The sequence below is a fragment of the Undibacterium sp. TJN25 genome (assembly GCF_049339885.1).
In the GTDB taxonomy this organism is placed as follows: Bacteria; Pseudomonadota; Gammaproteobacteria; order Burkholderiales; family Burkholderiaceae_D; genus Undibacterium.
The window spans coordinates 1-288 of record NZ_JBMPPM010000053.1 but is presented as its reverse complement, the minus strand read 5'-3'; the positions used below and the strand labels follow the sequence as shown (position 1 = coordinate 288).

Sequence of the window (288 nt, the reverse complement as noted above, 5' to 3'; positions counted from 1 at the left end):
CAGACGGCAGTTTGACCGGGACCGTGTGTGTCACAACGGGGATGGTGATCAGGAAGATGATCAGCAGGACCAGCATGACGTCGACCAGCGGCGTCGTGTTGATGGTACTGTTGACTTCGTCTTCTCCGTCTCCATCATTGCCTATTGCCATTGCCATGATTTAGCCTACTTTTTTGATGTTGGCTGCGCCAACGGCTTTGGACATGGCGCCGGACAATACGACGGAGTGCAGGTCGGCGCTGAACGCACGAACGTCTTCCATGGCTGTCTTGTTGCGGCGTACCAGGA

Annotated in this window: 1 protein-coding gene and 1 pseudogene; both read right to left on the bottom strand. The window is 55.6% G+C overall.

Annotated features, from left to right (window positions below):
* On the bottom strand, nucleotides 1–157 hold a 157-nt coding region (locus ACO0LO_RS29090; RefSeq protein ID WP_422970048.1), incomplete at its 3' end, for an ExbD/TolR family protein.
* 3 nt (nucleotides 158–160) lie between these two features.
* A pseudogene (locus ACO0LO_RS29085) lies at nucleotides 161–288 on the bottom strand (MotA/TolQ/ExbB proton channel family protein); the annotation flags it as partial.